Origin of the sequence: Paraburkholderia sp. HC6.4b (genome assembly GCF_014200875.1) — a bacterium.
Taxonomy (GTDB): Bacteria; Pseudomonadota; Gammaproteobacteria; order Burkholderiales; family Burkholderiaceae; genus Paraburkholderia; species Paraburkholderia tuberum.
In genome coordinates this window covers 149,893-171,191 of sequence record NZ_JACHDC010000007.1, presented here as the reverse complement: position 1 = coordinate 171,191, position 21,299 = coordinate 149,893, and the positions used below count along the sequence as shown (strand labels likewise).

Annotated in this window: 15 protein-coding genes; 2 read left to right on the top strand and 13 right to left on the bottom strand. The window is 62.3% G+C overall.

The genetic code is table 11. The annotated features are described in order from the left end of the window. Nucleotides 1–589: 589 nt before the first annotated feature. From HDG34_RS13015 to HDG34_RS12960, 12 genes are all read right to left on the bottom strand, one after another. Entirely contained in the window at nt 590–736 is a 147-nt protein-coding gene (locus HDG34_RS13015; RefSeq protein ID WP_184060570.1) for a hypothetical protein, read from the bottom strand. Nucleotides 737–794: 58 nt separating this feature from the next. Continuing rightward, complete coding sequence (gene tssJ, locus HDG34_RS13010) at nt 795–1,310, bottom strand: type VI secretion system lipoprotein TssJ (protein ID WP_184060567.1); 516 nt, start codon at nt 1,308–1,310, stop codon at nt 795–797. Further along, nucleotides 1,310–3,169, bottom strand: a complete 1,860-nt coding sequence (gene tssF / locus HDG34_RS13005; RefSeq protein WP_184060565.1) for a type VI secretion system baseplate subunit TssF — start codon at nt 3,167–3,169, stop codon at nt 1,310–1,312. Before tssF ends, tssJ begins: the two co-directional genes overlap by 1 nt. Next, nucleotides 3,166–6,726 (bottom strand): ImcF-related family protein, encoded by a 3,561-nt coding sequence (locus HDG34_RS13000; protein WP_184060563.1) that lies wholly within the window; start codon nt 6,724–6,726, stop codon nt 3,166–3,168. The genes tssF and HDG34_RS13000 overlap by 4 nt, the downstream gene beginning before the upstream one ends. Beyond that, nucleotides 6,707–7,984 (bottom strand): hypothetical protein, encoded by a 1,278-nt coding sequence (locus HDG34_RS12995; protein WP_184060561.1) that lies wholly within the window; start codon nt 7,982–7,984, stop codon nt 6,707–6,709. The genes HDG34_RS13000 and HDG34_RS12995 overlap by 20 nt, the downstream gene beginning before the upstream one ends. After that, entirely contained in the window at nt 7,984–8,244 is a 261-nt protein-coding gene (locus HDG34_RS12990) for a PAAR domain-containing protein (protein WP_184060559.1), read from the bottom strand. The genes HDG34_RS12995 and HDG34_RS12990 overlap by 1 nt, the downstream gene beginning before the upstream one ends. A gap of 96 nt (nt 8,245–8,340) precedes the next feature. Beyond that, a complete protein-coding gene (locus HDG34_RS12985; RefSeq protein ID WP_184060557.1) occupies nt 8,341–9,120 on the bottom strand; it encodes a hypothetical protein in 780 nt (259 codons plus the stop codon). 19 nt (nt 9,121–9,139) lie between these two features. Next, nucleotides 9,140–9,739 carry a hypothetical protein gene (locus HDG34_RS12980; RefSeq protein WP_184060555.1) on the bottom strand — a complete coding sequence of 200 codons (600 nt, stop codon included), beginning with the start codon at nt 9,737–9,739 and terminating at the stop codon, nt 9,140–9,142. Beyond that, a complete protein-coding gene (locus HDG34_RS12975; RefSeq protein ID WP_260321143.1) occupies nt 9,739–12,231 on the bottom strand; it encodes a M23 family metallopeptidase in 2,493 nt (830 codons plus the stop codon). Before HDG34_RS12975 ends, HDG34_RS12980 begins: the two co-directional genes overlap by 1 nt. 4 nt (nt 12,232–12,235) lie before the next feature. Further along, entirely contained in the window at nt 12,236–14,608 is a 2,373-nt protein-coding gene (locus HDG34_RS12970) for a type VI secretion system tip protein VgrG (RefSeq protein WP_184060553.1), read from the bottom strand. Nucleotides 14,609–15,173: 565 nt separating this feature from the next. Continuing rightward, a complete protein-coding gene (locus tag HDG34_RS12965; RefSeq protein ID WP_184060551.1) occupies nt 15,174–15,467 on the bottom strand; it encodes a hypothetical protein in 294 nt (97 codons plus the stop codon). A gap of 12 nt (nt 15,468–15,479) precedes the next feature. After that, the gene (locus HDG34_RS12960; RefSeq protein WP_184060549.1) at nt 15,480–15,803 is read right to left on the bottom strand and encodes a type II toxin-antitoxin system RelE/ParE family toxin; all 324 of its coding nucleotides are present in this window, start codon (nt 15,801–15,803) and stop codon (nt 15,480–15,482) included. A 250-nt stretch (nt 15,804–16,053) separates the two neighbouring features. On the opposite strand from HDG34_RS12960, the gene HDG34_RS12955 reads away from it, so the two are divergent. Beyond that, complete coding sequence (locus HDG34_RS12955; protein ID WP_184053618.1) at nt 16,054–16,443, top strand: DUF6232 family protein; 390 nt, start codon at nt 16,054–16,056, stop codon at nt 16,441–16,443. Nucleotides 16,444–16,566: 123 nt separating this feature from the next. On the opposite strand, the gene HDG34_RS12950 is transcribed toward HDG34_RS12955, so the two are convergent. Further along, nucleotides 16,567–19,020: a glycogen/starch/alpha-glucan phosphorylase gene (locus tag HDG34_RS12950; RefSeq protein WP_184060547.1), complete on the bottom strand. Its 2,454-nt coding sequence runs from the start codon at nt 19,018–19,020 to the stop codon at nt 16,567–16,569. A 778-nt stretch (nt 19,021–19,798) separates the two neighbouring features. On the opposite strand from HDG34_RS12950, the gene HDG34_RS12945 reads away from it, so the two are divergent. After that, a complete protein-coding gene (locus HDG34_RS12945; RefSeq protein ID WP_184060774.1) occupies nt 19,799–21,169 on the top strand; it encodes an MFS transporter in 1,371 nt (456 codons plus the stop codon). The last annotated feature ends 130 nt before the right edge of the window (nt 21,170–21,299 follow it).

Here is a 21,299-nt window from a genome sequence, read left to right as displayed (position 1 = left end):
TGAGTGGTGTCCTGAAACCGTAGTTTCTACGTCCTTTGCGATCTCGGCGGCCGCCCATATAAATGCGCTATGGATGCGCGGATTTGATTGAACGCGAATAAGCGGCCCTCGACGATCCTTCCGCACCAGCGGTCGACCGACTCTTTCAGTTCCCATTCTAGTCACCGTTTCCTTATCGCAGTTCTTCGAGGCCAACTACGCGGTGCTGATGAGCGGCCCGTCGGCGACCGCGGACATCGAGGGCGTACTGGTTCGCGGTGCGCAGGGTATCCGGTCGCTGACGGTCATACCGGTCGCGAGGCCGGGTACCGCGCGCCAGGGCAGGAGACCTCCATGAACGGTTTAGCCGCCAGCCGCGACGCGATGATACGGTTCCTGAGCCACGGACGGCATCGCCTGCCCTGTCCGAGGCCTTCAAGGCCGGCCTCATCTGTGACGCGCCCGCTGGGGATTGCTCAGACGCGGGCGTAAAAGAACGCAGCGCCGGGGGAGAGGCGCTGCCGTTCCGGGCATGACAGGGCGACGAACCGGAGGCGATTGCGCGTTGCGACCCATTGCGTTTCAGCTTCCAGCAATACCCTCAGGCGGGCTACTGCGATAGTCCGATCCGCTGCGGCTCCTGGGAGATGAAATCGGCGGCAATGCGGTTGTACGCGGCAGGCCGCACGTCATGGATATCGCCGGACTGAAGCAAGTCACCAACATAGACCTTGCCGTTGTATTCGACGTAGGTCACGCTGTTAGCACCCGGCGCGAGATAGCGGTAATGGCCACCATCCAGCTGTACAGAAGCCTCATCGATGCTCCGCGTCAATTTGCAGTGTGCGGTCCACTGCCAGCAGCCTCACTGGATCGGTCTTCTTCCACTGTGATTTCGGCACGAGCACGGACCATTCGGTGTTGGCCGTATCGAGGAAGAACGCCGCCACGCCTACGTAGTTCGCTGCGTCGCCGATCGGCTCCGAGATCTTCAGCGTCTGCCCCGGCCCCAGCGTCACGTCCCGGCTCCAGAGCGTCGCGGCCTTCAGCGCCTCGTTGCCCGCGAGCAGTTGCGCGTAGGTCGCTGTTACGAAAGGCTTGTCGTCCTTCAACTGGTAGATGCGCAGCACAACCGGAAGCGACGCGCCACGCACATCCTCGTTCAGTGCGCCGCGTGCCGTCACCACGAGGTTCATCTGTTTGACTTTCGTCTCGAACACCGCGCGTGTGACATCCACGGTGCCGTCCTTCACCGACTGCCAGGTCCCGCACGCCGAGACGGCCAGCGCGAGGCCCACGCCGAGCGCACCCCGCAAAATCCGGACACTCATCACAAAGGTGCTCCCTCGAAGTCGATGCGAGGATAGACGGTCTCCTTGCCACCGATGCTCAGTACCAGTTGCATGGAAACATGAAGGCTCGCGTAGCGCCCCAGAAAGTGATTGAGCACTTCGCCGAATAGCGCAGCATCGCCCGGCCCGTCGAACGCGGTCGGATCGAGTTCGACATATGCGCACGCAATACGTTGTACGTATGCCCGCTCCACCTTCTGCTTCTCGGAGAAACGTACGTCCCTGATCGCGTCGATACGACGCGAGACCCCGTCGTCTGGCGTCCAGTCGTAGAGTTCCAGCGTCTCACGCAGCGCCGGTGCGCCCTCCATATGGATCCGGTTCAGTTCGTTCGCGCCACCCGCCGTAAAGTGCCCCAATACGCGCCAGTCGTAGCCCCGGTAATAGCGCGGCGGATAGAGCGGCATGGACGGTGCCGTGAGGTTGCGCACCGATGCAATCCCGGTGAAGTCCGATACGGTTTCAGTGATCGTCGCCTCGGCCAGCGCCATGCGTGGGAGACGCCCGTTATTGGCGAGCGCGCGTACCGTCAGGTAGCGGTCCGGATCGGGACGGTCCTCGTCGTTCTCTGCGTGCCGGTACGTTCCGGCCCATAGCTGCCCCGCCAGCGTCACCCAGAGTTCCCGCCCAAGCGGACCGAAACGAGTCGACGTATGGAAGTAGCGCTCAGGCTTTTCGTGACGCAACGCCCAGCCACGATGCCGGAAACTCGTGAACGCCCGGTAGTCGTGCCGTGCGCTGTCCTCCGGCTCGGCGGCGATCACCGCGAGTACATCGTACGGCTCGACATGAGAGGCGATGCCAGGCTGTACGCGGATGCAGTGCTCCCTGTCGTGCCAGCCGACAGGTTCCAACGGCAACGCATCGACCTCAAACAGGTTGATGACAGGCGTGCAGAACAGGCGGAAATTCTCGCGGCTGACGGGATAGTCGCCAGGCATCCGGGCATCGAGTTCAATCTCGAAGGTCATCTGCGCTTCACCCGCCGGCAGCGCCGCAGCATCGAACCCGCACAGGTCGACGAAGTGAAACTTTTGCGGGAACACAAAATACTCCAGCATCGTCTGCTCGCGGTCCAGTTGCCCGTCGCGCTTCGCGTCTGTGACTGGCCATAGCCGCGTCGACGGGCCGAAGCCTGCCGCCTCGACATGCACCCCGTCCAGCGGCTGCAAGGCGCCGTCCCGTACTGACGGCAGACGCAGCCCGATTGACGCAACCTGCCGCGTCAGCGCCGCGTATAGCGTAGCCGCAGCGGGCCGGTCGCCATGCAGGTACAGGCGGATACGCGACAGGTCCATGCGCTCGCGCTGCTCCCCGAGCCAGAGACCAAACGTCAGGCGGATCACCGTACGCCCGTCGGCACGTACGGCAACGACCGCGTCCTCTACCGAGAGCGGTAACAGCTCGACGGGCTGCGTCGTCCGGTACACGCACTGCACCTTATCGGGACCGACGGGCGTTGAGCGTACGACGGCTCCGGCGGGAATCGGCACCGCAGTTGCGCCCGTTCGGTTCAGCGGCGAGCATTCGATGATCGACAGCGACGGGATCGCCCGCGCCATATGCTCGTAAAGGTTGTCGAGCATCCCTTCGGTCACTTCCGGCATGCCGTCGTCGAGCTTCATGCGTAGCCGCGCCGAGAGAAATGCAAAGGCTTCGTTCACCGCGCGCACAGCCCCCTCAGGTTCGCCGTAGAGCATCCCCATGCGACGCGCGGCGTCAGGCTGCGCCTGCGCAAACTCGCGGCCTGCCTCGCGCAGGTAGCGCATCTCTTCGTCGTAGTACCTGAGGAACGGATTCTCGTGCTCAGTCGGGTTTTTCTTCCAGGGTGCGGTCATGGTTGCAATTCAGGTGGCAGGGGAGGAAGCATCGGTACGGCACCAGCCTTGCCGACAACAAAAATCCTTTCGGGCATCTGGAAGCCGCGCAGCTTCAGCAGTTCGAGCGGACCGGCTCCAACCTGGGTTCGCAGCACGTAGCGCAACGGGTCGCCATTTGCGTCGTTCCACGTGAGCTGGTAGCGGGTACTGTCGAGCTGCTTCACATCGGCTTTTGCGAGCAGGCGCAGGAATGCCCAGTCGCCCGTCGAATCGAACGCCTGCCTCAGGCCCGCGTTGAGCGTCTGCCACGTCAGACCCGCGTGCCCGTTCAGGCCGTCGCCGGGCCAGGCGAGCGGCGTCCAGCTTTCCTGCTGGTTAAAGTAGACGATCTGCTTGCCGTCCACCGACAGTTCCGAGCGCGTCACGTCCGGCGTCGGCAACGCCATCATCTCGAAGCGCTCGTTGGCATCGCCCTTTATGTAGAGTTGCGCGCCGACCGTCGAGAGCTGGCGCAGGCCGGCAAGGAACTTCGGATCGAACTGGAGTGCCTGTGGTGCCAGTTCGTTCGGTGTCCAGTGATCGCCCTCGAGCTTGAGTACGCCCGCGAGTTGCGTCGAGATGAAACGGGCGACCAGGCCGGTGTCGGGACGCACGAAGCGGCCGAGTTCGGCGAAGGATGCATCGGCCTGCGTGTCAAAGAACGGATAGCGGCCGTTCATCGCCGCGTTGAATGGTGCAGCCACGCTTGCGCGCCATGCTTCGTCCAGGCTCGCCGCGGCGGGTTGCAGAATGGTCTGCCACGCCGCTTCGAGCGGCTGTGCGAACACCGCATTGCCAAAGCCTGCCCATGCGGAGCCGAGACTTGCGGCTGTCAGCGCCGCATCGTCACGCGCCTGAGACAGCTCCGAGAGCTTGCCCTGGAAGACCGCCTGCGCGAGCGAGCGCGCCATCGCCTGCGCGTCGGGACTGCCTGCGATCTGCTGAAGCTTCAGTCGCATCGTGGTGACCGCCGTCAGATAGCGCGACAGGCTGACGCCACTCAGCGCGACGTTCGTCGATGCACCGGCCTTGCCGTTTCCGCTGTCCGTCGCTGCAACGCCGCTCTCTCCCATCAATGCAAGCAGCGGGCCGAATGATTTGTCCAGCGGATTGACGGTCGGGCCATTCGCGTCGTCGTTGTTGCCAATCAGGCTTTGCGCCTTGCGCACCAGCGTGTCGGTCAGCGCCTGTGAGGGTCGTCCCGCCTGCGCCTGATACTGCACCGACTTCATCAGCGCGATCAGCGGTGAGGTCTGCGCATCGGCGAGACGGGTGAGCTGGTCGATCGAACCGTTCAGGTTCTTCGCTGGCTGCCACTGGAGGCTGTTGAGCATGGTCTGCCAGGCGGCGGTGTACTCCGCGAAGTAGCGCGCTGTCAGTCGCTGCTTCAGTTCTTCGGCCGCCCGCTTCTCGTCGATGGCGGCGCTGGTGCGGATCGTACCCTGTGCGAGGGTGTTACCGATGGTCTGCGATGGCTGCGCGCCGGTCAGCACCCAGTCGCCGCTGACGCGTCGCTCGCGCGCGGTCCGGTCGATCGCGTCCGCGATCATGCCGTCCCACGCGGCACGCGTGTAGATGCCAGGCACCGTCTGTGATGTGCCGAAAAGGCCCTGCGCGTCCGCGCCGTTGAGCAACGTCTGGAGTGATGCGTCAGCGTACTTGCCTTTGACCTCGTCGAGGATGCTCTGGTACACCGTGTCGTCGGCCGATGCGAGGCCCATCTGCGTCACCAGCATGTTGCGGGTCGTGCTCACGAGGCTCTGGTCGGGTGTGATGCGCCATTCGGGGTGCGCCTGCAGGTGATCGGCGTAAAACGCGGCGAGCCGGCGGCCGGTATCGTCGCGCTCACCTTCCGGCATGTCGACCGGGCGGCGCCACAACGCGACAAGCGAGCGGCGCAGAAATGCGGCGTCGGCGCGGGCGGGGTCTCCAAGCATCAGGTACGTTTTGAGCGCGTTGTAGGTGCTGCCGCGCGCCTCCTGCGACTGCAGCGCGTCGGCCCGCGCTTCGCCCGCAGCCTTCAGCAGGTCGGTGATGGTTTGCACGACCGGCGCCTGCAGATTGCGGGTCGCCGCGATACGGTATGGCGGCCACATCGCAGCGAGAAGGGCGTCGTTCGAAGAAACGCCCGCGCGTAGATACCAGGGCGCGCCATGCTGCCGACGGTACTCAAGCTTTTCCATCAGTTGCTGGAGCGCGAGCTGGGCGCGCCAGGCCTCGGCGGTTTGCGGTTTTGCATCGACAGCGGCCTGCGCTGTCTGACTGGCCTCACGCATCAACTGCCGGTTGCCGATGAAGGACACCGTCATCCATACGCACCACAGGATCGCCGCAGCCGTGACGAGCGTGGCGAGCGCGTTGGGCCAGTAGAAGCCGACGCGCCGGCCCCGGTAGTTGGGCGCCCCCGCCGCGATCTCGCGCCACACCGGCAGCAACGCGGCGGGCTGCACGCGCAGGACGGTTACTGCCGGCGGCGCGTCGGCGGGCTCGCCGGGCGTCCCGTCGCCGTTGGTAACCGGTACCGGTACGACGGTGGGCCCCGGAAAAACCGGCGCGAACATGACGCCCGCAAGCGGCGCGCGCAGCCAGTTCGATGCAGCCAGTCCCTGAAGGCCATCGACGATGCGCTCGCCATGGTCGCCGACGTACTTCGAGATCTCCATCAACCAGGTCATCCGAAGGTTGTTGCGGGTGCAAAGGTGTACGCCCGCGTCCGCAGACCGCTGCTCGACCTCGTTCAGCAGTTCCGGCAACCTGGCGGCGGCTTCCTGTGCCTGCCTGCGCGAATCGTTCGGCATGAAGGTGCCGACCGCGTCGAAGCGTTCCGACGGGCTACCCTTCGCCTCGACCGGGTGCAGGAACGTGACGGGCGCGGCCCAGCCGAGCGCAGTGGCGATGCCCGAAAGTGCACGGGGCAGTTCGGTATCCGTATCGTCCGCGCGGGCGACATGAACGACGCCATCAACCGGGTAGCGGCGGCGCAACTGCCGGATCTGGCCCAGCCACTTCGCCGCCTCGATCCCGTCCGGCGACACATGCACGAGGATGGTTTCGTCCACATGCATGACGCCCGCCTGCCTGAGACCGGGCGCGACCTGATCGACGCGTTCATCCGTACCGTTCACCAGCAGCCAGCGCAGGCGGTGCCGCCAGAACCAGCCGTGCGAGACGCGCAGTTCCTCGTACACGCGCTGCAGTCGCGCATCGCGCTTGAGCGGTTTTGCTGTCTTTGCGTGATCGCCGGTTTCAGAGCGGAACAGTCTGGCGGCCCCGCCGTATGCGCCTGTCGATACCGCGAACAGATGGGCGATCACGATGATGACCAGCACGATCGGGATGCCAATCAATAGCCGCGTGCGAGGCGCGCCATCCGCGATGCCAAGGCGGTCACTCCCGAACCAGACCAGCAGGAGTGCGGCGATGGCGAGGACGAGCGCTGCGAGGGGCATGCCCCAGATCGCTGCGCGGCTCGGAGCCGGTTTGCTGGCGGCGGCATCAGGCTCCGTGTACTGAAGGTTATTTTTGGGTATCGTCATGCGTGGATGCGTTTTCTTGATCTGCGGGTAAGACATGGAGGATGGCCGACTGCAAACCATCGACAATCAGTTGCGGTCCGCCTGCGGCACCGGATTCGATGGCAGCGACGATTGCCAGCAGGCCGTTGGCTGCGCCGGCGTCGCCAACAATACGATCCAGGCGGCACTGCGCGGCATCCTTCGAAGCGGCCTGAAAACCGGCAGCAGCCAGAGCCCGGTCGCCGTGCTCAACCGGGCGCGTGATCCATGCGCGCGTCACTGCTGCGGCTTTGACCTTGCCCCAGATCGCGGCATTCGCGAAGCCGTACTCCGCCTCACCGTCGATCCCCTGGACGGGCCGGTGCAGCGCCGCTTTCGGGCTGACCTCCGGGGGGAGCCTGAAGTAGCCGGGGCCGAAGAGCACTGCAGCGCATCCTTCGGCACAGCCTTCGTCGATGGCATCGTCGTACCACGCTGCCGCGACGGCGAGAAGCGGACGGCACTCGCGCGCATCGAGCCAGGCATCGGCCACCAGCAGCCCGTCAGATGCCGGGACAATCTGTACCTCGAGCGGCGGCAGCGCCGCCAGCCGCAACGCGTCGCGGACCTGAGCCACGCGCAGGCCCGCAATCTCCGGCCCGGCCAGCACGCGCACCTGCGGCCAGTACGCCTTTTCGTATCGGGTTAGTGCCTGGATACTTCCGGCCAGCGGCTCAAGCGCAGCACGGATCATGTGGACAGCGGGAGCGGGCTTCGTCAGTACGCCTGCGCCGCCCTCGCTTTCCTCTTCACCCGCTATGGGCAGCCCGGCCAGCAGCGGATCATGATCCTCGAAGCGGTTGCACAGGACCTTCCCCGAACCATGGCGTGCGCTCTGCATCTTCAGGAGCGACTGCTTGCCAGCGAGAACTTCGGCCAGGGATCTGCGCGCGAGCGGCAGGCAGTAGCCTGCCTCGAGTACGTGCAGCGGGCGCTGCGCGAACCGGATTTTCTCCGCCAGCCAGCGATCACGATGATGATTGCGCCAGTACGCGCGATACCACAACGCCTCGTAGCCCGCGCGGGCAAACCCAAGCAGGACCAGGAACAACCCGTTCGGCGCCCCCACCACCCAGCTCCAGAACTTGAGGCCGTTTGCAGACTCGCCCTTCGGCCACACAAGCAGCACGATCACGGGGCCGAACACGTTGCACACGAACCACGTCGCCGCCCATGGCCAGAAACGCATCCTGGGCGGATACGCGCTGGGGCGTCCGGCGGGAGAAAGATCGACCGGCATTACGCGATGTTGACGTTCTGCAGCGACGAGATCAGGCGGCAACCGCACGCGCAGCGGTAATGATGGAAGGCAACCTCCTTGCCGTCGCGGTCGGGGAACTTCGCGTAGCCTTCGTCGATGACAGTCGGACCGTGCTGCGCGCAGATCGCCTCGTCGCCCTTGCGGGCAAGCGGCCTGCCCATGAAGTTCATCCATGGCGAGCCGCCCGTCACTTCCCCGCCGTGTTCGAGTGTGTCGCCTTTGCGGATGGGAAATGTCATCGCGTCACCAACACATTCTGTTCCATTTTTCTAGCGCTTTAAGATCAAATAAAAATGCCGCTTGCATTGCGAATGCAGTAATTTTATTAGACAGCATCAACCACCATTTTTCATGCGAACACTTTGAACAACATCAATCACTCGATTGATAAGTTCGGTGGCTTTTATTTGCGATTCTTCCGTTTTGTCAACCGGAATAGCAATACCATATTTTCCGCCGGCGAAGACGTATCCGAAGGGGGTGCGTCTTATTACGTCAAGAATTATCAAATCACTTCCCGTTTGATCCGGAAAATGATACGGACGCTTCCATTCGCTGACAACTGTAATTCCATCAGAATTTTGTATGGTTCCATTAATGGTTTCCGACATGGACTTCTCCAACTCGCCTCCAGCATCACCCAAATTATAGACCCTCCTTTTCCAGCGACCTTGATATCCCTCGTAAAATCCGTTGTAATTAAGTACAGCCTTTTCTAAGCATTCGTCATAGTCGGGCTTTCCTTCGCAAAGATAACTCGGAGAAAGATAAGCTCCGCGCACAATCATGATATTCACAAATTCTCCATCCTGATGGGCGTCGGTTGACGACATAGGCATTAACACTTTAGACCTTAGCCCTACTATGCATTGATCGTGTACATCGTGATTCCCATAGGTTTCTGACAAGTTAGAAAAGTGACTCACACTAGAAAAGAGTACCCCATCATTTTTATTGTCAAATACAAATAATCTGCAATCGTTGTATGCCTCATTAATACCAAGATCGGCAAGCATAGGAGAAGCCTCGTCTGCCAGCACATTCGACCATGCTGCCAGAAAAAATGTCTGAAATACGATTGAAATAAGTGTTTTTGCGATTACCTTGGCCGTCATACATCACCTCGCTATATTATCAATTGTCGACAAATCTTACAGATTTCAAAATATTAACAATTTCGGGCAAGATACTACCCCGCGGGTTTTGTAGGCGCGTAACAGATCGGGAACCGCAAACCGCCGAATGATCGTGGAAAAGGCAATACGAGAAATAACGTTGGCGTGTAGCTTCATCACCATCGTTATCATCCTGCACCATATAAAATCCGCTCGCATTTACCGCCTTCAATGCATAGACTTTAGTCAAACTGTGCAAATTATCGCGATCCTCATCAGACTCGTAATAGACTGACCAACCCTCGTCTGCCGTTTTATCGGGAACTGCGCCAAATCGCATGGAAACTTGATCAACCGTGGAACCATCCAAAATTTGGCACTCAAACGGGACACCAAAATTTTCCATATCAGTTTTGTGTGGTGGAGTGTCTGTCCAATATCCCGCTTTCAGTGGCATCTTGCTTGAGAAATGCCCTTCATAAATATCTTCAATGCCGATATGACACCCGCCCCCCATATCGACATAAACTATTTCTTGACCGGCATGCGCCGAAAATCCCAGCGAGAAATAGATACATATCCCGAAGACAGCCCTCAAAGCAGCACTAGATTTGACCATCAACTTCTCCTCGGCTCGCGCCCTTCTGGAAATCCCAATGTCATTGCACCTTGCGCATCTGGGAAAAACATATCCCCCAAGACGGCTAGCGCTTGAGCGTAGCCTACGCATCTCGCGATATACCCATTGAATGGCCTCTCTGGATGCCCAACTGCCGCCGGGAGATTGACCGCCGCCGATGCATCTCTAAATGAGGCACAATGATAGTAAACTTTGCTAACTGGCGGATTACTCGAATTCTGTTGGTGGTGGACGGGTGGGCGTGTCGCCGCAACCCCTCGCCGTTCGAGGGCAATTTGCTTGTCGGCGTAAACACCCATGCCAGAAAAAATCCAATAGAATCCCGCGCTATCTGATGGCGCGATTACATCTTCATCCGAAGGAGGCATCGAGTTCGCAGAAACTTGCGCTCGCCACGCAATCATTTGCGCCGTTACACCGCTAACGGAATCAGACAGATAATGTGCAGCGTTAGATCGGCTGTTACTCGCGTTACGATAGCTCTCTTTTAGTCTAACTCGCGTCGCATCGGATATTTGGCTCTTTCGCCCCCTAAAGTCCCAATAGTGCATGTAGTTTTCCGGGCCAGTAAGTTGAAGAAAGCCCCGACCATCCCAAGGGTGATACCACTCACCGGCATTATTTTCATAGAGGGAACCAAACCATCCCGTTTCCTCCGCTGAGTTCCCAAAAAAAGTTGACGCTCGGGACGGTGTGCTCAAATTATATTTTCTTAATGCATAGTTAAGCGGTATAAGGCTGGTCTCTGCAAAATACCTCCGGCTCTGCGTATGGCTCACTGTCTCATAGTAAACAGCGTGATGTGTCCCCTCCCGAAGTACTTCTTTTGGAAGGAATTGTCTAAACTCGTCTGCCGAGAGCCACCCACACTTCCTGAAATGCCGGATAAGCGCCAACGGATGAAAAAACCAGAGTTTCTGCCCGACGAGCGGCGTCTTGTCCAGAAACTGGAACTTGCTCAGGAAATCGGTGAACTTGGCGTACCCATCGGGGTTGGTATCCTTCTGCTTGCCAAAGAAGCCGTACGGATCGTTCAGGTCCTTGTAGCGTTCGTCGTTGTTGGACGGATCCCACTCGCTGCGCGCCTTGAACACCATCCCACGGAGCTTTTCATCCACGCCGTCCGTGTTCTGCACGTAGCCGGCAAGCTGAAGGTTGACCTCATTGTTGTTGTTTGGGTCGGCTTCGAGCGGTTGCGCCGACGGCAGTGAATCCTGAATGCCGGTCAGCCCGCAAAGCGTGGCGTAATCACATCGCCCCGCATCGTTGAACGGCGTGTTGTCGCCATCGACCTTTTGCCACCCCGTAAAGAACGGGAAATCCGCGTCAGACAACTTCTTGATCGCGTCCGGCGCGATGTTGACATAGCCCAGCGTGCCGTTCCCGTCGAACGGCACTGCGATCCAGGTGGCACAAGCCGTCCCCGTCAGCGTCGGATGGTCCGAGAGAATGCGTCCAAACCGAAGCATTTCGTAGCCATCGCTCGGGCACGTCGGATAGAGCGCCATTGCACGCTCATACAGATCATATTCATAGCGCTTTGGATTGTGGCGGCTGTCGGTGCCGCTGTCATAGGGGTCTGCGACCGGGTCCGGCGTGAGCAGCGTCACGTTGCCACTATCGCCGTTATCGATCCACGCCCGCGTAAAGCGCTGCCCCTTGTTGAACCACGCCTCGACATAGAGCGTGTCGCCTGCGCCAAGCGAGCCGCCCTGCACCTTGGGAAACCACTTCTCATCCATGCCCGCCGGCTGGGGATAGAACTCCTGCGGGCCGGAAATGATGAAATAGCTGTGCCCCCAATAGTCGCCCGTGGTCGGCTGGGTTGGCTTTTTCACGCCGATCTGTACCTTGTCGAACCAGGTCGTGAAATCGCCGTCCGCCATGAAGACTTCGAAGTGCAGATGTGCCACGCCCTGATGCTGGCCGACATAGCCAAGCATGTCCTTGCGATACACCTTCTTCGTGCCGCCCGCCTGGACCACCCCATCCTTGCCCCCTGCCGTATCGAGTAGCCATCGGGGCAGCGCATTCGCCGAGCCGGTCTCTGGCGGATCGTTAGGCTGGGGGACGATGTGCTCCTGGTTGATCATGTCCAGCAGGTGCATGTAGAGCGAGTAATACGTGATCGTGCGTCCGTCGCCCGTGTCGGTCTTGTGCCGGAGCAGGACGAAACCGGCATTCGAATTCAGCTCCGGTTGCCCGGTCGTCGAATTGGTGGTGCCGTCCGAAATGCCGTTCTTGCAGACCCGGTACGCGACCACTTCCCCATCGGCGATCGCGCGGACAGGTTCCGTCTGCTCACCCGGGTTCAGATGGATGCCGCAATGAGAACGCCGGTCGAAGGTGACCGGCCAGACCCCGTGATGGCCGATCTCGAACGGGTCGACGAGGTCCATCATGGGGTCCGGTTTCGACGCGTCGCTGGCCGTCAGGCCCGACGCGGGAAGGAAGGGAGGGCTGATGATCATGGCTTCAGTGGGATGACGAATACGGGTCGGAAATCTTCAGGCTGCTTTTCGGCAGGGACGGTAACTGGGTCGGCACGTTGTCGGGGCCGACAAACGTAAACGAGGCGGCCTTGATGGTGTATGCGCCGGGGCAGTGGAACGTGATGTTGCCGCCCTCCATGACAACCGAGGCCCCTCCGCAGTTGAGCGTGATCTTCGACTTCGCCGACACCTGCACATCCGCACTTTCGCTGGCGACACGCAACTGCTTCTGCGCGAAAAGATCCATGCCGTCCGTGAGCGCTGCCATCAGGACCTTCCCCTTCGCCGCGATAAATTTCATCCCGAGCTTGTGTGCACACAGCGAAATCAGATCCCCCGCCGCCATGCGCAGGCGCCTAACGACGCTCACGTCCATGTCCTGGCCTGCCGTGACAATCGCGTTCTGCCCCGCCGAGTGCTGCATTGATTTCGGCGTCACGAACGCCATGCCGCCGGGGGCGCTCGCGAGCAGCCCTGCGTCGCGAAGCTGGTTCAGCCCGTCGAGCAGCGCCGACTGCGTGGCGCGGTCGGCCGGATCAGCACCGGCCTGCGTGGTCGCCGTTGCCAGATCCGTCACGCGCTGCAGGGCCGCCTTGAGCTGCGCGACAGCGGCGGGCATGTCCAGGTGCGGGGTATCCGGCCCGGCTGCCGCGTCCGCCGAGAGGAACAGGCCCTTCGCCGCGCGTGCCGTGCCCCACGATTTAGTGGTAGCCTCAAACCCCTCTCCGCGAGCGAGCTTCTTGCTGTTGAGCAGGTAGCCCTGGTTGAAGGCCGTCTGGCTGTACACGGTCGCGAGGCGCGCACTCTCCTTTCCTTGCAGATCGTTGAACACCACCTCCGCACCGAGCAGCGGGGAACGCCAGATGGCATAGCTAAACAGCGACTGGTCTCCGCGCACCACGTCCGGGTGGGCGTAGTCGTGCATGGCCCCCGCTATGTAGATGCGGTCCACGTCGCGATTTTCGGCGTCGAGCAGGACCTCGGTTCCCGGCAGCAGGGGCGAGTGGAAGCCGCCCTGGTAGGACGATGACGGACGCAGCAGGCGCAGCTTCAGCAGCTTGTTGTCGGTGTTGCCCGTGCCCTGCAGGAACTTCGGCAGCACGCTATAACGCCCGTGGTCGTCCATGTCGCCGTAGGGGGCGGAGTCGCTCGTCGTGACCACGCCCACAGCGGGACCAGGCAGAAAACGCCAGTCCCGCTCAAAGTCAAACCTGGGCCGGTAGGTCAGGTTCGCCGGCATCGCCTTGAAGCGCGTATAGGCCGGCTTGGTGCGGCTGCCCTTCATCTTGAACGAAGTGATCACGAAGCCGTATTCGGCGCTCGGCATCTTCGCATTGGTGAGCTTCATTACCACGCCCGCCGCGATGCCCTTGGCGTCGGTCCTGCCCGCCAGCGTCGCCTGACGCGCGATCTGCCCGTCGCGCCGCGTCTGCGCGAATGCTTCGCCCTGCGCTGGCGTCAGATGGCCTTCGACGCTGCGACTGATCTGCCCGAACGACGAGCGGTCATCCGTCTCGATGGAGACATTCGCCGTGGCGCGAAGGGGATCGTCCGGCGTGCAGTAGTTGCGCTCCCACAGTTCGATGGTGGCCGGCACCAGCGCGCGCTGCTCATGCACGGCCTGGGCCGCTTCGTGCCAGCTCGCATGCAGGCCCGAGGCATCCAGCAGCGGCACGTCGACCGAGCGGATATAGGCGCGCGGATTGTTGGCGAACACGATGGTGTCGAGCTTGCCATCCTTGCCGCGTCCCTGCTTGTAGAACCAGAAAACGCCGAGGCGGCGGCAATGGCGGGCGATGAAACTCCAGAGCGACTCCTCCAGCATCACCACCTGCTCCATCTTCTCCTGCAACCCTTCGATCTGGAATTCGACATCGAAGGCATCGAAATTCTTGCGGTCGACCAGCGCCTGGGTGATCAGCTCCTGCAAAGTCACATCTTTAAATGTGTCGCTTTTGATGATGCGTTTGCAGAGGGCCACAAAGCGCGGCTCGATGAGCAGCCGGTACGCGGACTCGTCGCGGCTCGTGCGGATGCGCTTCCAGCTCGTCACCACGCCGTTGAAGGTGGCGGCGTCGTGACTGACGGGCTGCACGTAGCTCACCGAGGGCACCGCCGCCTGCTCGTCGATCTGCAGGCCCGCGCGACGGCCCACATACTGCTTGCCGTCGATCTCCAGCCGTGGCGACGTAACCGTGACGTCGACGCGGTAGTCCTTGCAGAAGCCACCGCTGGCCTTGAAATCGAGCACGTCGAGGTCATGGGGCTGGGAGCCGATCCAGATCCTGAGGTGCTGGGTCAGGCGCGCGCTCGGATGGCTGAGCGCGGCGGTAAAGTTTTTCGTGACAGCATTCATCCACACATCCCTGTATGGTTAAAGAAACGAGGCACAGCTGTTGCGTCAGCAACCGTCAACCGAAAAAATCTAGGGCGGTACCCGCTGCCCGTCAATCACTCCACTCACCCTGTGCGAAATTGCCAACGATTTTGTGAATGATCGTTAAATCGGAATCCTTTGCTTTTTCGAGATGGAAATGCGTGATAAACGGGTGCAGCAACACCTAATGGCGAACGACGCATGCGAGTCGATCGCGCGCGGGAAACGGTCAGCCCTGCTGCTCGTGATAGCGCAGCGTGGTAGAGAGAAGCGTGGCGTCGCCGCGAGCGCGCACCTCCGGAAGTTCGGCGATGCGCTCAATCATGGCCAGCATCTCCTCGCGCGTTTCGTTCTGGTCGGGTCGGGTCGGGTCGGGTCGGGTCGGGTCGGGTCGGGTCGGGTCGGGAGGCACATGATTTATCTGATGGACGCGCGTGACAACATATGCAGACACAATATGCAAAACGAATAAACGTCTGCTTCTCGCCGTGCAATTGAAAAAGGCGGCATCAAGCCGCCTTCATTGGATTGCTGACAGAGCCAGTTAGTGCTTCGTCGTGGTCGTGCCAGGAGTCGCAAGTCTGTCCTGAACGCTTTGCGCCGCATCGGCCAGCAGGTCCGCCGCATCGCGGGGAGTAAGACGACGGTCCGGAATACCCTTCGCCTGCGCAAACGTCCCGAACACCTCTTCGGTATTTATGAAGGGGCGCTTTTCAACAGCCTGTGTAAGCGGCCCGCCCAAGGCACCTTGAAATGAAGGGATCGTGAAGGCGACGATTGTGTCCAGGTCAATGCCGAGTGGCTGCTCGCGGGATCTGTGCCGTGCAAATGACGTCAATGGAACTCGCTGTCATCGCTCAGCGAGCCACGCCGGGATATCCCGCTTTCCGTTGAGCACGCGCCATATCTCAACGTGATCCTTGCGCTCAATGTAGAAGATCAGATGCGGGTAGCGAGCAAGCGGCCACGCCCGCAGGCCCGGTATGTCCAGCTCATACCCGTAACGGGGAGATCCGATGTTGGAGCGGTTAGCGAGATGCGCGTATGCTTGCTCGATCTCCGCAATGAACGCGAGCGCTGCCTGTTCCGAGCCTTCGTCTACGAGGTGGTGGGTCAGCTCGTCTTCTACGTCTTGCTTGGCCAGTCGCGTTGGGATGACGGGCTTGGCCGTCATTTGCGCGAAGTACGCACTCGGGCGCGCAGCGATTCGAAGTAGGCGGCATCGGCCGGACCCACGAGGCTGCCGCAACCACTCTTTGACTCGCGCCGCCATATTTTAGTCAAAATCCCTCAACTGTTTTTTTAGTCATTGGAATCGCTCTCCCTTGCAACACGGGCCTGAGAGAGGATAGAAAAGTCCGTAACTTTAGGAATTTGAAGGAAGTCTGCTACGCTGCGCGCTTCACCACCCTCGCATTGAAACGATGGAAAGCCCTTTCAACGATCGCGGCGTGTCGGTCACGCGCAACGCCCTCTCATCCGCAGGTCAGGTCTTCCCGCTGCGCGATATCGTCGACGTGCAGGTCGTGACCGTGCAGAAGAACAAGGTCGTGCCGCTCGTGATCTCGGTGGCCGGGCTGCTCGGCGCAATCGTCGGGGGCGTGCTGCACTCGGCGTCGGGACTCGTATGCGGGGTGATGCTGATCGTGGTCGGTTGGCTTACCTGGGTGACCCAGGACATCACGCATCGGCTGATGGTCAAGACGGCCGACGGCGAGCGCGAAGCGCTGATGAGTACGGATCGCGAGTTCGTCGAACGCGTCGGCGAGGCAGTGCATCGGGCGAAGGCCGCGGCTGCCGCGCCGAAGGCTTGACGCGGGGCGACGATCGAACATGACGAAGCCGTGCGCGACGGATCAGCACCAGCCTCGCACGGCTTTCGATCTGCTTGCCCGCAAGCAACCGCAAGCAACGACTACGTTGCCGTCATCTCGTGCTCAGTCGAGACTGAGCGGACTCACGCGCCAGATATTGCGCGCATACTCGCCGATCGTTCGATCCGACGAGAACTGCCCCATCCCCGCGACGTTCTCGATCGCGCTTTCGGCCCACGCGTGCTTGTCGACGAAACGCGCATCCACTTCGTTCTGCGCCTTCGCGAACGCGTCGAAATCGGCGAGCACCATATAGTGATCGCCCCAGTCGACCAGCGTGTGAAAGATATCCGAGAAGCGCAGCGGATCGTCCGGCGAAAAGTAGCCCGTGCGAATCTGATCGAGCGCGGTGCGCAGTGCTTCGTTTTCCTCGTAAATCCGCCGCGGCCGATAGCCGCTTGCGCGCAGGTCGTCCACCTCGTCGGCGGAGTGACCGAAGATGAAGATGTTCTCGCGCCCCACCGCGTCGCAGATCTCGATGTTCGCGCCGTCCATCGTGCCGATCGTCAATGCGCCATTGAGCGCGAGCTTCATGTTGCCGGTGCCCGACGCCTCGGTGCCGGCCATCGAGATCTGCTCCGACAGATCGGCCGCCGGAATGATCAGCTCGGCCACGCTGACGCCGTAGTTCGGCACGAACACGACCTTCAGCCTGTCGCCGATCAGCGGATCATGATTGACCTTCTCGCTGACGTCGCCGATCAGCTTGATGATCGTCTTGGCCATCCGGTACGCGGACGCGGCTTTGCCCGCGAACAGCACGACGCGCGGCACCCAGTCGCGCTCCGGATTCGCGCGAATCTCGTTGTAGCGTACGATCACGTGCAGCAAGTTCAGCAACTGGCGCTTGTATTCGTGAATGCGCTTGACCTGCAGATCGAACAGCGCGTCCGGATCGAAGTGCAGCTTCGTGTGATGCGCGAGCCGGTGCACGAGCCGCAGCTTGCTCTGTCGTTTGGCCTCGCGGAACGCTTCGACGAACTCGTCGTCCTTGCGCAGATTACGCAGCTGCTCGAGCTCGAACAGATTGCTGCGCCAGTGTGTGCCGATGCGCGCGTCGATCAGCGACGACAGCGACGGACTCGCCTGCGCGAGCCAGCGGCGCGGCGTGATGCCGTTGGTCACGTTGGTGAAGCGGTCCGGATAGATGCGCGCGAAGTCGGCGAAGATGTCGCGCGTCATCAGCTGCGAATGCAGCTTCGACACGCCGTTCACCTTGTGACTCGCGACGATCGCCAGATACGCCATGCGCACGCGCCGCTGCCCATATTCATCGACGAGCGAAATGCGGCGGATCATCTCGGCGTCGTGGCCCGAGTGCTCGCTGACGTGCTTCAGAAACTGTGCGTTGATTTCGAAGATGATCTCGAGATGCCGCGGCAGCAGGCGTGACAACATTTCGACATCCCATGTCTCGAGCGCCTCGGGCATCAGCGTGTGATTCGTGTACGAGAAGATCTGCGTCAAGTGTTTCCACGCCTTGTCCCACGGCACATGATGCTCGTCGACGAGCAGGCGCATCAGCTCGGGAATCGCGAGCACCGGGTGCGTGTCGTTCAGATGCACCGCGACCTTCTCCGAGAAGCGTCCGAACGTGCTGTGCGTGCGCTGATAGCGGCGGATCAGATCCTGCATCGTCGCCGACACGAAGAAGTACTCCTGGCGCAGCCGCAACTCGCGGCCCGCCGGCGTCGAATCGTCCGGATAGAGCAGCCGCGACACGTTCTCCGACATGTTCTTGGTGTCGACCGCGTTGCGGTAGTCGCCACGATTGAATGCGCCGAGGTCGAGTTCCTCGGTCGCGCGCGCGGACCACAGGCGCAGCGTGTTGGTCGCGTCGGTCGCGTAGCCGGGGATCACGGTGTCGTAGGCGGTCGCGTTCACATGCTCGGTGTCGATCCATTCGGTCTTGTCGCCGCGCTGCACGGTGCGGCCGCCGAAGTGCACCATGTACTTGATTTCGGGTCGCGGAAATTCCCATGGGTTGCCGGCGCGCAGCCAATAGTCGGGCGCCTCGACCTGCTCGCCGTTGACGATTTCCTGACGGAACATGCCGTACTGGTAACGGATGCCATAGCCGAAGCCCGGAATGCCGAGCGTCGCCATCGAGTCGAGAAAGCACGCCGCGAGCCGGCCGAGGCCGCCGTTGCCGAGCGCTGCGTCGGGTTCGAGATCGATCAGCGCGTCCATGTCGACGCCGAGGCTCGCGAGCGCCTCCTTCATCTGATCGTGAATGCCGAGCGCGAGTAGCGCGTTGGTAAAGGTCCTTCCGATCAGAAACTCCATCGACAGGTAGTAGACCCGCTTCACGTCCTGCTCGTATTGCAGGCGCGTGGTCTTCATCCAGCGTGCGACGAGCCGGTCGCGCACGGCCAGCGCGGCCGCGTGCAGCCAGTCGTGCGGGTGAGCGGTGACGGCGTCCTTGCCGACGCCGTACATCATGCGATTCGAAATTGAGCGCCGTAGCGCGTCGACGGTACTGTTGAGCTGGTCGAATTCCAGATCGACGGCTGTCATCGAAGCCTCCGGGAAGGTCGACATGGCAAACGCGAACCGCACGAGAGACGGACGGGAGGCGCGTGCCTGTCGGAGCGGTTTAAAAAAATAGAGTAGGACATTTTAGGGATCGCGCACACTGGCGCGCGTGCGGACGGTAATGCATACGGCGTGCCCGGCGAGCTCGCCCGCTGCCGCGCGACCGAGCCGCGGCGGGCGCCCGGGCGCGGTGCAAAACCGCGTGGCAGCGGCACTCGGGGTGGGCATCGGCGCGCGTGAGTCGGGTGACGAAAGCGGGGTTGGGAAGGCATACGCCCGAAGCATCTGCGAGCCGCGCATCGATTATTTTTCCGATGCGTGACGAGCGGATGAAGCTCCGAATAGCCTGATTTTGTGATCGAATTGGGCGGCCCGTTCTGCCGGGCGGTTCTGTCGTATGCGTGTTGGATTTGACACGGGGCGTGTACCGATTTGGAGATGGCGGGCGGGATTGGCGGTTAGTTGCGTTTCATTGAGATCAAAGCGCCTCGTCTTCAAGCCGCCTTCCGGTCCCTGCCCGCCTCCCTGCACGATCGTGCCGTCTCTGCAACAATCGCGACGTTGCGCCGCACAAGCCGCCACGCCGATCCGCCGTGGACCGACCGCGCGCGCCTCACCCACGACGAAACCGCCGCCCGAGCGCGTCGCCTCTCCGGAAGCGACCGACAGCGGCATGCCCAACCCCGCGAGCCACGCCTTGTCCGATAAGCTCAGCCCCGCCGTCGGCGTCCCCACGCCGACTCTCCCCGCCGACGGCCCGATGTCGGCCGCCAACCGCCGCGCGATGGCCGCGATCATGCTCGCCGTCGCGCTCGCCACGCTCGATACCGCGATCGCCAACACCGCGCTGCCCGCGATCGCCGGCGACCTGCACGCGGCGCCGGCCGCCTCGGTCTGGATCATCAACGCATATCAGCTCGCGATGGTCGCGACGCTGCTGCCGCTCGCCGCGCTCGGCGATATCGTCGGACATCGGCGCATCTACATCGGCGGCATCGCGCTGTTCACGCTCAGCTCGCTCGGCTGCGCGATGGCGCCGACGCTGCCGCTGCTCGCCGCCGCGCGCATCGTGCAGGGCTTGGGCGCCAGCGCGATCATGAGCGTCAACACCGCGCTGATCCGCTATCTGTACCCGCCGCATCGGCTCGGTCGCGGGCTTGGCACCAATGCGCTGATCGTCGGCGTGTCGTTCGCGGTCGGGCCGACGGTGGCGTCGTTGATTCTGTCGGTCGCGACGTGGCCGTGGCTGTTCGCGGTCAACGTGCCGCTCGGTGTACTCGCGCTGAGTTTCGCGATGCCGGCGCTGCCGCATACCGCGCAGAGCCGGCACCCGCTCGATCCGGTGGCGGCGCTGCTCAACGTGGTCACGTTCGCCGCGCTGATCTTCGCGCTCGGCGAGGCGGCGCAACGCGCGTCGCTGCAGATCGTGCTCAGCGCCGCGGCGCTCGCCGGCGTGTTCGGGCTGCTGCTGATCCGCCGCGAGGCGGGCCACCCCGCGCCCATGCTGCCTGTCGATCTGTTCAAGCGGCCGGTGTTCGCGCTGTCGGCGGTGACGGCCGTGTGCTCGTTCGCCGCGCAGGGCCTCGCGTTCGTGTCGCTGCCGTTCTATTTCGAGGACGTGCTGCTGCGCAGCCAGGTCGAAACCGGCTTCCTGATGACGCCGTGGCCCGTCGTGGTCGCGCTCGCCGCGCCGCTCGCGGGCGGCCTGTCGGACCGCTACCCGCCGGGGCTGCTCGGCGCGATCGGGCTCGCGGTGCTGTCGGCGGGGATGGCCTCGCTGGCGATGCTGCCCGCCCATCCGCGCGTGCTCGACATCGGCATCCGTATGGCGATCTGCGGCGCGGGTTTCGGCTTTTTCCAGTCGCCGAACCTGAAGGCGCTGATGGCGAGCGCGCCGCCGGAGCGCAGCGGCGGCGCGAGCGGCATCGTGGCGACCGCGCGGCTGCTCGGACAGGCGACCGGCGCGGCGCTGGTCGCGCTGTGCTTCGGCATTGCCGGCCGCCAGCATGGGCCGACGCTCGCGCTCGGCCTCGGCGCGTTCTTCGCCGGCGCGGCGAGCCTGGCGAGCGGCTTGCGGCTGCTCGCGCCGTCGCATCGCGCGGGCGTGCAGGCGAAGGCGGCGGTCAAGTGAGATATGCACCGGACGGCGCGTGAGGCGGGGATGAAGCCTGAATGAAGCGCGTCTCGAACGAGCGCGCGCGAGTTGGAGCCAGTGCGGGAAGACGAGGCGGCAACCGCGCGAGCCGCCTCGCTTGCGACCC

Bases quoted from the DNA above. Each gene is read 5' to 3' on its own strand.
- HDG34_RS12985 (WP_184060557.1), bottom strand. From the start codon at position 9,120: ATGACGGCCAAGGTAATCGCAAAAACACTTATTTCAATCGTATTTCAG.
- HDG34_RS12955 (WP_184053618.1), top strand. From the start codon at position 16,054: ATGGAAAGCCCTTTCAACGATCGCGGCGTGTCGGTCACGCGCAACGCC.
- HDG34_RS12975 (WP_260321143.1), bottom strand. From the start codon at position 12,231: ATGATCATCAGCCCTCCCTTCCTTCCCGCGTCGGGCCTGACGGCCAGC.
- HDG34_RS12980 (WP_184060555.1), bottom strand. From the start codon at position 9,739: ATGGTCAAATCTAGTGCTGCTTTGAGGGCTGTCTTCGGGATATGTATC.
- HDG34_RS12990 (WP_184060559.1), bottom strand. From the start codon at position 8,244: ATGACATTTCCCATCCGCAAAGGCGACACACTCGAACACGGCGGGGAA.
- HDG34_RS13000 (WP_184060563.1), bottom strand. From the start codon at position 6,726: ATGACGATACCCAAAAATAACCTTCAGTACACGGAGCCTGATGCCGCC.
- HDG34_RS12995 (WP_184060561.1), bottom strand. From the start codon at position 7,984: ATGCCGGTCGATCTTTCTCCCGCCGGACGCCCCAGCGCGTATCCGCCC.
- HDG34_RS12970 (WP_184060553.1), bottom strand. From the start codon at position 14,608: ATGAATGCTGTCACGAAAAACTTTACCGCCGCGCTCAGCCATCCGAGC.
- tssF (WP_184060565.1), bottom strand. From the start codon at position 3,169: ATGACCGCACCCTGGAAGAAAAACCCGACTGAGCACGAGAATCCGTTC.
- HDG34_RS12950 (WP_184060547.1), bottom strand. From the start codon at position 19,020: ATGACAGCCGTCGATCTGGAATTCGACCAGCTCAACAGTACCGTCGAC.
- HDG34_RS12960 (WP_184060549.1), bottom strand. From the start codon at position 15,803: ATGACGGCCAAGCCCGTCATCCCAACGCGACTGGCCAAGCAAGACGTA.
- tssJ (WP_184060567.1), bottom strand. From the start codon at position 1,310: ATGAGTGTCCGGATTTTGCGGGGTGCGCTCGGCGTGGGCCTCGCGCTG.
- HDG34_RS12945 (WP_184060774.1), top strand. From the start codon at position 19,799: ATGTCGGCCGCCAACCGCCGCGCGATGGCCGCGATCATGCTCGCCGTC.